Annotated in this window: 8 protein-coding genes; 6 read left to right on the top strand and 2 right to left on the bottom strand. The window is 63.6% G+C overall.

Going from position 1 to position 8,512, the window contains the following annotated elements:
• Positions 1-211: 211 nt before the first annotated feature.
• From C6W91_RS04865 to C6W91_RS04850, 4 genes are all read left to right on the top strand, one after another.
• The gene (locus C6W91_RS04865; protein WP_274866813.1) at positions 212-1,117 is read left to right on the top strand and encodes a bifunctional helix-turn-helix domain-containing protein/methylated-DNA--[protein]-cysteine S-methyltransferase; all 906 of its coding nucleotides are present in this window, start codon (positions 212-214) and stop codon (positions 1,115-1,117) included.
• Between the two features lie 138 nt (positions 1,118-1,255).
• On the top strand, positions 1,256-1,921 hold the full coding sequence (locus C6W91_RS04860; protein ID WP_065271359.1) for an OmpA family protein: 666 nt from the start codon (positions 1,256-1,258) through the stop codon (positions 1,919-1,921).
• 200 nt (positions 1,922-2,121) lie between these two features.
• Positions 2,122-2,664, top strand: coding sequence for an NADPH-dependent FMN reductase (locus C6W91_RS04855; RefSeq protein ID WP_274866812.1), 543 nt, complete (start codon positions 2,122-2,124; stop codon positions 2,662-2,664).
• A gap of 86 nt (positions 2,665-2,750) precedes the next feature.
• Positions 2,751-3,608, top strand: a complete 858-nt coding sequence (locus C6W91_RS04850; protein WP_370570470.1) for a MaoC family dehydratase N-terminal domain-containing protein — start codon at positions 2,751-2,753, stop codon at positions 3,606-3,608.
• Between the two features lie 237 nt (positions 3,609-3,845).
• Here the strand turns inward: C6W91_RS04850 and C6W91_RS04845 are convergent, their stop codons facing one another.
• The gene (locus C6W91_RS04845) at positions 3,846-4,910 is read right to left on the bottom strand and encodes an FAD-binding oxidoreductase (protein WP_274866811.1); all 1,065 of its coding nucleotides are present in this window, start codon (positions 4,908-4,910) and stop codon (positions 3,846-3,848) included.
• A gap of 58 nt (positions 4,911-4,968) precedes the next feature.
• On the opposite strand from C6W91_RS04845, the gene mnmD reads away from it, so the two are divergent.
• Both mnmD and C6W91_RS04835 read left to right on the top strand, forming a co-directional pair.
• A complete protein-coding gene (gene mnmD / locus C6W91_RS04840) occupies positions 4,969-5,637 on the top strand; it encodes a tRNA (5-methylaminomethyl-2-thiouridine)(34)-methyltransferase MnmD (protein ID WP_274866810.1) in 669 nt (222 codons plus the stop codon).
• Complete coding sequence (locus C6W91_RS04835; protein WP_274866809.1) at positions 5,634-6,521, top strand: DMT family transporter; 888 nt, start codon at positions 5,634-5,636, stop codon at positions 6,519-6,521. The genes mnmD and C6W91_RS04835 overlap by 4 nt, the downstream gene beginning before the upstream one ends.
• Here C6W91_RS04835 and C6W91_RS04830 read toward each other — a convergent pair.
• Positions 6,495-8,453, bottom strand: a complete 1,959-nt coding sequence (locus tag C6W91_RS04830) for a lytic transglycosylase domain-containing protein (protein ID WP_274866808.1) — start codon at positions 8,451-8,453, stop codon at positions 6,495-6,497. The two genes, C6W91_RS04835 and C6W91_RS04830, sit on opposite strands and share 27 nt — an antisense overlap.
• Positions 8,454-8,512 lie beyond the last annotated feature (59 nt).

The following is an 8,512-nucleotide window of genomic DNA, read 5'->3' as shown; positions in this document are numbered from 1 at the left end:
ATGATAGTCGAGTTGCTTGGCCATGCTGCTTCTTTTGCCGGTCTGCGGCGAAGGGCGCAAATGAAAAAACTCCAATGGTTTCATCGTGCCGCAGGCGCTGTTGTGCTTGCAACAGATCGCTCGGGCCCCCGCAATGCGCAAATTCCGGGTCGCCGGTCGCCGGTGTCCGCTCTACTGTGTTGCTGGACCCTTTGCAGGAGAACAGGGAAAGATGCGCGAAGCGGGTGAACAGAGCTATCACTATGGCGTCATAGGCCGGGCCATTGAGCTGATCGACGCGGGCGGAGAGGATCTTGGCCTTGCAGAACTGGCCGCCCACATGAACATGAGCCCTGCGCATTTCCAGCGGGTGTTTTCGGCCTGGGTTGGTGTTTCGCCCAAACGCTATCAGCAGTATCTGCGGCTGGGCCACGCCAAGAGCCTGCTGCAAGAGCGGTTTTCAACCCTTGAAACGGCCCACGCGGTGGGGCTGTCCGGCTCCGGGCGGCTGCACGATCTGTTTCTGCGCTGGGAGGCGATGAGCCCCGGCGAATACGCCCGCAAAGGCGCGGGGCTGACAATCCGTTGGGGTTGGTTCGACAGTCCATTCGGTTTGGCGCTTGTCATGGGCACCGAGAAGGGGATCTGCGGTCTCGCTTTTGCGGCCGAAACCGGGGCTGAGCCGACCCTGGCCGATATGCGCGCGCGCTGGCCAAATGCCGATTATGTCGAAGACCCGATGATGCTGCGCCCCTTGGCCGAGGCGATCTTTGCCCAAAAAGGCGAGGCTGCGCTGCACATGATGGGCGCGCCGCTGCAGATCAAGGTCTGGGAGGCGCTACTGCGGATCCCGTCGGGTCATGTCACCACATACTCCGAACTCGCCCGTGCCATTGATAACCCACGCGCGGTGCGGGCTGTGGGGACGGCTGTGGGCAAGAACCCCATGAGCTGGCTCATTCCCTGCCACCGGGTCCTGCGCAAGGGCGGCGATATCGGTGGCTATCACTGGGGAGTGCCGGTCAAACGCGCGATGCTGGCCTTTGAGGCCGCGCGTGATGACAGCGCGCCGGAGAAAGAAGCGGACTTTCCGGCTGTGACAGGCGAAGCCGAAGAAACTGGGCGGCAAACCGCCTAGGTTTTGCACTCTGCGCTTGAGCAGCAGCGCCGCAGCGATGATATAATCAAATAAAATCAGCGGTGCGTGAGACTTCGCCGGGCCAGGACGAGACAAGCCCGGACAGAGGCGCGCGAAACAGGCAAGAAGGTTGGCAAAATGACGATTTTGAAATTCTCGACGGTTGCGGCAGTGACGGTTGCGCTGGGCCTTGGCGCCTGCACCGATCCGGCACTGCTGAACAGCGATGGTACGCCCAGCAAGGAAAAGCAGGGCCTGATTGCAGGCGGCATTCTGGGTGCGGGTATCGGTGCCCTCTCGAATTCCAGCAACAAGACGGGCGCCGTTCTGGGCGGCGCTGCGGTCGGGGCGATTGCGGGCGGGCTGATCGGCAGCCAACTGGACAAGCAGGAAGCCGAGTTGCGTCAGTCGATTTCGAGCGACGGCATCTCGATCGTTAACACCGGCGACAGGCTGGTGGTATCGCTGCCCAATGATCTGACCTTTGCCACCGACAGTTCCGCAATCAGCCCGTCGGTTCGTTCTGACCTGTTGAAAGTGGCGGACAGTCTGGTGCGCTATCCCAACAGCACCGTGCAGGTTATCGGCCATACCGACAGTGACGGGGATGCGGCCTATAATCAGGGCCTGTCCGAGCGTCGCGCCAATGCCGTGGCCGATCAGATCCAGGCTGGCGGTGTGCCCTACAACCGGATCCGCACCATCGGGCGCGGCGAAGAGCAGCCCGTGGCCAGCAATCTGACCGAAGCTGGCAAGGCGCAGAACCGGCGGGTGGAAATCGTCGTCATCCCCACCGGCGGCTGAACCTGGCAGGCCGGGTGATCTGCGCCAGGACGCGCGCAGGCTGTGCATTTCCGCGCCCCCGGGCGCGGGCTTTGCCAGTTGCCGCACAACGCTTGCGCGGTCATTCGGGTATGAGGCATCCCGGTCTTTGCTTAAGCTATTGGCAAGTCAGGCCCATGACAGGGCCTTGCATGTCAATGTGTTAGTCGAGGAATGTTCTGATGTCCGATCCGCTACTTCTCACTCTCTCCGGATCCCTGCGTGGGGCTGCAACCAATCGCATGCTGCTGAAAGAGGCGGTGCGTCTGTTCGGTGCCTGCTCCCACGTGGAGGGCGACCTGAACCTGCCGCTGTACGATGGCGATGACGAAGATCGCGATGGTGTGCCTGCCGGGGTGCAGCTCTTGGCTGATCAGATCGCTGCGGCGGATGCGGTGTTGATCTCGACCCCGGAGTATAACAAAGGCCCCTCCGGGGTTCTGAAGAACGCGCTGGATTGGGTCAGCCGTACCAAGGGCAAGCCCTGGGCGGGTAAACCCGTGGCAGTCATGTCGGCGGCGGGTGGCCGCTCGGGTGGTGAGCGGGCGCAGATGGTGCTGCGCGGTTTCATGGTGCCGTTTCAGCCGCGCCTTGTGTCCGGGCCCGAGGTGCATCTGGCCAATTCCTCCAAGGAGTTCGACGAAAGCGGCCAGCTGACAAGCGAGATCTATCGGGGCTCGCTGGAGGCGCTGATGCAGAACCTGCGCAGCGAAATCGAGCGCTGATCAAACCGTAAGGGGCAGGGGCGCGTCAGCGTCCCTCCCGGTCTTCGGCGGCTTGTCCTTTCCGAAGACGTGGCTAAGGTCACGGGATGAGTGATTTCAGTCCCAAAAATCCCGCCCCCCGTACCGAACCTGGCCCCGATACCAGCTCTGAGGTCCGGCAAACCGATGTCATGGACCCGGCCCGCGCCGCAGCCTTTCAGGTGGCGCTGGGGCAGCAAGCGGAAGTCACCGAGGGCAGCGTTCTGCCGCCGTTCTTTCACCAGCTGTATTTCTGGACCCCGCAGCCGCCCGAGGCACTGGGCCGCGATGGTCATCCGCGGGTCGGCGGCACAGGGGGGCTGATCCCGGATCTGGGTCTGCCGCGGCGCATGTGGGCTGGGGGGCAGTTGCAGTTCGACGCGCCCCTGCGGGCGGGCAGTCCGGCAGAAAAACGCTCGGTTCTGGAAAAGGCCGAACATAAAAACGGGCGCAGCGGGCCGCTGGCCTTTGTCACCCTGCGCCATGAGATCTGGCAGAAGGGAGAACTGTGCCTCACCGAATGGCAGGATCTTGTCTATCGCGAGGATCCGGACCCACAGGCGCCAAAACCGGTACCGCCTGAGGCGCGGACGGATGAGCGTGATGCGCGGGAGGCGGCGTTTTCATCGACGCTGCTGTTCCGCTATTCGGCGCTAACCTTCAACGGGCACCGGATCCACTATGATCTCGACTATGCGCGCGATGTCGAAGGCTATGACGGTCTGGTGGTGCATGGTCCGCTTTTGGCGCAACACCTGATGTTGCTGGCCGAGGAGGTGGGGGGTGCCTTGCGCAGCTTTGCCTTTCGCGCTTCCTCGCCATTGATGCATTTTGAAACGGCTACGTTTTGCCGCAATGGCGAGGATCTGTGGGTCAGAGGCCCGGATGGACGACAATGCATGAGCGCCACGGCAGAGTTCGCATGAGGGGGAGGCTCCCGCCTGCCGGGCCATATTCTGCGAATAGGGCGCTGCCAGTTGGGCCCGGCGCCGCTGCGCGGCGTGAAAAGATCTGCTGAGAAGCGTTTTGAGGGGCAGATCTGCCCTCAAAAGCGCCTGTTCCAGTTTGGGATGTTCCGCTCCGCCTCAAGGGCAAGGCGCGCGATGCGCGCAGGCTGCGCCTCCCTTGACCCGGAGCGAAACGGTGGGGCAGAGGCGGCGGTGTCAGAGGTTGTCTTCGACGCGGAAGCCTGCAGGGATGGCATCGATCTGGTCCAGCAGCAGATCGGCCATGACCTCGGCGACCTTGGGGGCCATGCCGAAGCCGATCTTGAAGCCTCCGTTGGCGATGAAATGCCCGCTGCGGCCCGGCCAGGGGCCAAGCATTGGCGCCCGGGATCTTGCGCGCGGGCGCACCCCGGCCCAGCGTTCGATGACCTCGGCGCCTTGGAGAATGGGAACGGCGGCGCGGGCGCGTGCAAGGATGTCGTCGAGCTGAGCGTCCGTCTCTGTGCCGTTTTCGAACTCCCGCTCGCTGGTGGAGCCGATGGCCACTGTGCCATCCACATGCGGGATGATGTGCAGGCTGTCGGCGTAAAGCTGCGGGACCTTTCCGGCATCATGGCACAGCAGGGCGGCCTGTCCTTTGACACCGTTGCCGATGGTTTTGCCCACGGTTTTGCCGAGCGTTTGGTTCAGGTTCAGTAGCCCTGCATGGCCGGTGGCGTGAACAACCTGACCCTGATCGGTACCGTCTGCGCCTACAGCCACACCCTGTGCCTTCAACGCTGCGACGAGAGCACCACAGGCTCGGCGCGGATGCATGCGGGCGCTGAGCGTGTCGTGAATCACAAGGCCGGTGGCACTGGGTGGGGCCCACCCCCCGAACTCCTCTGCTGCGCAGACGCGCCATTCGGCCTGTTGCCCGGCATCGGTGCGCCAAAGCTGGGCAGCGGTGCTTTCGCGCTGGCGGGCCAAATCCAGTACTCGATCGTCATTGATGGGCTGCAGACGGCCGGTGCGGCCATAGCCGGGGGAGACGCCGCCCGCATGTTCCACATCGCGCCAGAAATCTTGTGCCATCAAAAGACTTTCGAACTGGAATTGTTTCTTGGCATTCCAGTTTTCCGGCACATGCGGGGCGAGGGCACCGACAAGGCCGCCGCTGGAACCGGCGCCGGGGCCGAAGGGGTCGATCACCTGAACCTTTGCGCCGCGCCGGGCGCAGATCCAGGCGATCGAAAGACCAAAAATGCCCGCGCCGCGCACCGTGATATCTGCCATTGCCATTCGCCCGCCCTTTCGCCAGTGTCGCGCCGTTCCGTGACATCACTTAGGGGAAAACAGCATGGCAGACCAGCAGGCCCGGCTCAGTTGGCGTGATGGCATCATTCCGGTGTCCGATCAGTTCGATGACCCCTATTTTTCGATCCACGACGGGCTGGCCGAGACGAGGCATGTGTTCCTGGCCGGGAATGATCTGCCTGCGCGGTTCCGCCCGGGTTTCCATATTGCCGAGCTGGGGTTCGGGACCGGTCTGAACCTGCTCGCCGCCTGGAAGCTGTGGGAGGAAAGTGGGCAGGTGGGCGCATTGCAATTCACCAGTTTCGAGGCCTTCCCAATGGTGACTGGCGATATGGCCCGGGCGCTGGAGGCCTTTCCTGCGGTCGCGCCCTGGGCCGAAAGGTTCCTCGCGGTCTGGACGGGGCAGGGCAGCTGCGATCTGGGCACGCTTTGCTTCGAGATGATCACCGGCGACGCGCGCCTGTCGCTGCCAGAGTGGACGGGGCAGGCCGATGCCTGGTTTCTGGACGGGTTTTCCCCGGCCAAGAATCCGGAGCTGTGGGGTGAGGATCTGATGGCCGAAGTGGCCCGGCACACCGCCGCGGGCGGCAGCGCCGCGACCTACACGGCGGCGGGTTTCGTGCGCCGGGGCCTGGAGGCGGCGGGATTTGCCGTTACGCGCATCCCTGGTTATGGGCGCAAACGGCATATGACAAAGGCGGAACTGGCATGAGCAGCGTAGAAGTCCACGAGGCAGGCAATAACACGCGGCTGGGCGTGATGCTGATGATTGGTGCCACCATCGTGTTCGCGCTTCAGGACGGGATCTCGCGACATCTGGCGGGGGAATACAACGTCTACATGGTGGTGATGATCCGCTATTGGTTCCTGTCTCTGTTTGTCGTCTCCATCGCTTTGCGGCAGCCGGGCGGTCTGAAAAAGGTGGCGCGGACCCGGCAGATCTGGCTACAGATCTTTCGCGGCTTTGTCTGCGCGGCGGAAATCTGTGTCATGGTTCTGGCCTTTACCCTGCTGGGGCTGGTGGAAAGCCACGCGGTCTTTGTTTCCTACCCCTTGATGATCGCGGCCCTGTCCGGGCCGATCCTGGGGGAGAAGGTCGGGATCTGGCGGTGGAGCGCCATTCTGATCGGTTTCCTTGGGGTGTTGATCATTCTGGAGCCGGGGATCGGTGTGTTCCAACCGGCTGCACTGGTACCGCTGCTGGCTGCACTGATGTTCGCTCTTTATGGGCTTCTGACGCGCTATGCCGCGCGCAAGGACAATTCGGCCACCAGTTTCTTTTACGTGGGCGTTGTCGGCGTTGTCTTTATGACGCCGATCGGCCTGTGGAACTGGGAGGCAATGAGCGCGCCGGACTGGGGTTGGATGGGGCTATTGTGCCTGACCGGCGCTCTGGGGCACTATCTGCTGATCCGTTGCTATGAGGCGGCAGAGGCAAGCGCGGTGCAGCCCTTTGCCTATCTGCAACTGCCCTGGGCGGCGATGCTGGGGCTTGTGATCTTTTCGGAAACCATCCGGTTTAACGTGGCGCTGGGCGCCGGGATCGTGGTGGCGGCGGGGCTGTTCACCCTATGGCGCGAACGCCGCCAGCGTTGATCCGGTCAACTCCCGCGAAAACGGCACCGGCAGCGGTGTCTGCCCCAGCCGTGCGCGATAGACCGGCAGGCTTTCGGTGACGCGCATTACGTAGTTGCGGGTCTCGTTGAAGGGGATGTGCTCGATCCAGTCGATGATGTTCGGGGTGCCGTCGCGGGGGTCGCCATAGCGTTCCATCCAGGCCGCAGGGCGATGCGGGCCTGCGTTATAGCCAGCTGCCATCATCACCACGTTGCCACCGAACTCTTCGGCGAGACGGGCAAGATACTGCGCGCCAAGGGTTGCGTTATAGTCCCATTCAGCGGTCAGGCGGGCAGTCTCGTGCTCGGACAGGATGCCCAGTTCATTCGCCACCAGTTTTGCTGTGGCGGGCATCACCTGCATCAGCCCGCGTGCGCCTGCGTGGCTGATCACACCGGGGTCGAATTCGCTTTCGCGCCGGGCGATGGCCAGGGTCATCTCGGGCGCCATCGGCAGGTCCTTTTTCGCCACCGGGTGCAGCGGGTAATAGGCGCCTTTCAGCTCGATCCCGGATTGTGCCGCGCGTTTGCCGATCATCACTGCCAGGTGTGGCCGGTCCATTTCCACCGCCATCTGACCCAGCTGAAAGGCCTGCTCGGACGGCAGGCTTTCGGTCAGATGGGTGAGGAACCGTTCGGCCAGCACATCCTCTCCGGCGCGCAGCAGCAGCAGGCCCGCTTCGGTGACCGAGGAATTGAGGTAGGGGGCACTGCGCCAGTCCGGCAGCGCAGGCGGATTGGCAAGATCCGGATCGAAAGGTCGACCAAGCGCCTCGGCGGCGAGGATCCCATAAAAGGAGGTTTGATAGGCGGCAGCCCGGGAATAGGCATCATGCGCCCTGTTCACTTCTCCCATCTCGGCATAGGCACGGCCCAACCAGTAGCCGCCGCGCCCGACCGAGATCGGGGTTTCGACCGAGGCGAGGAAGCGCTCGAAATGCTTTGCGGCCAGACCGGGATCGTTCAGCTTGCGCAGGGCAATATAGCCAGCCAGCCATTCGCAGTCGGAATAGCCATAGCCTGCTTCGGGCGTGGAAAAATGATGGGCGGCCAGCTGGTAGGCGCGTTCGTGGTTGCCGTCCCGCATGTCCTGCCGGGCCAGATCGCGGCGGCGGCGCAGCCATTTCTCCGGCACGCCCAATTTGTCGGCGCTGGTGCTGCGATCCATCAGCATCTGGATGGCGTCCTCGCGGCGTCCTTTTTTGTCGCGCCAGTCGAACCGGTCGTAGGCCAGGCCGGCATCATCCTGCAAATCCGCTGGGATCGCCGCGATCTTGGCATCGACGCCCGGGGTGCGCTGCTGTAGGGCCAGACGGGCCTCGGCCAGCTTGCGCGGACCGTCCGGCATCAGGTCCAGCATGCGCGGCGCACTGACATGGTGGCGGTCCCACAAGAGCCGGTTCAGCCGCGCCGCATGATGCGGTTGCAGCAGGGCGCTGAAATCGGCGAGGTAGGCGTCCTGTACCTCGGATTTCATCGGCATGGTGCGCCAGGCCATGACGATTTCGGCCTCACCATCGCCCCGGCGCCCCGCCGCGATCAGCGCGCGGCCAAGGCTCAGCGCGCCTTCGGCTGTCTGGGGTCGGTTGCCAGAGTAGAATGACAGAATGGTCTCGCGGTCGGCCGTGGCCAGTGCCGCTTCGCTTTTTTCCCGCAGATAGGGCAGGCCGGGCCAGTCGGGGCGACGCGCCAAAAAGGCCATGACATCGCGCGCCGAGCCTTCGCCCGCCCGCAGACGGTGCCATTCGATCACGTCGCGGGCGATGGTGGCTTCGGGGCCTGCCATCTCTCCGGCGGCGTCCCATTGCTGCCCCCGGACCAGCTCCAGAGCGTCAGCAAGCCTGTCTGCCCGGGCTATCTGCGGAGTAAGCAGGGGTAGGAGCAGCAGAATGAAGGCCAGAATGCGTGTCATGTCTTGCATTTTCTCGTGAACCGGGGATAGAGGCTGTGACGATAATCCGTGACGCGCCG

The organism is Phaeobacter sp. SYSU ZJ3003, assembly GCF_041300735.1.
Taxonomy (GTDB): Bacteria; Pseudomonadota; Alphaproteobacteria; order Rhodobacterales; family Rhodobacteraceae; genus Phycobacter; species Phycobacter gallaeciensis_A.
The sequence above is the reverse complement of the archived record's forward strand: the minus strand, read 5'-3'. Positions and strand labels throughout refer to the sequence as shown.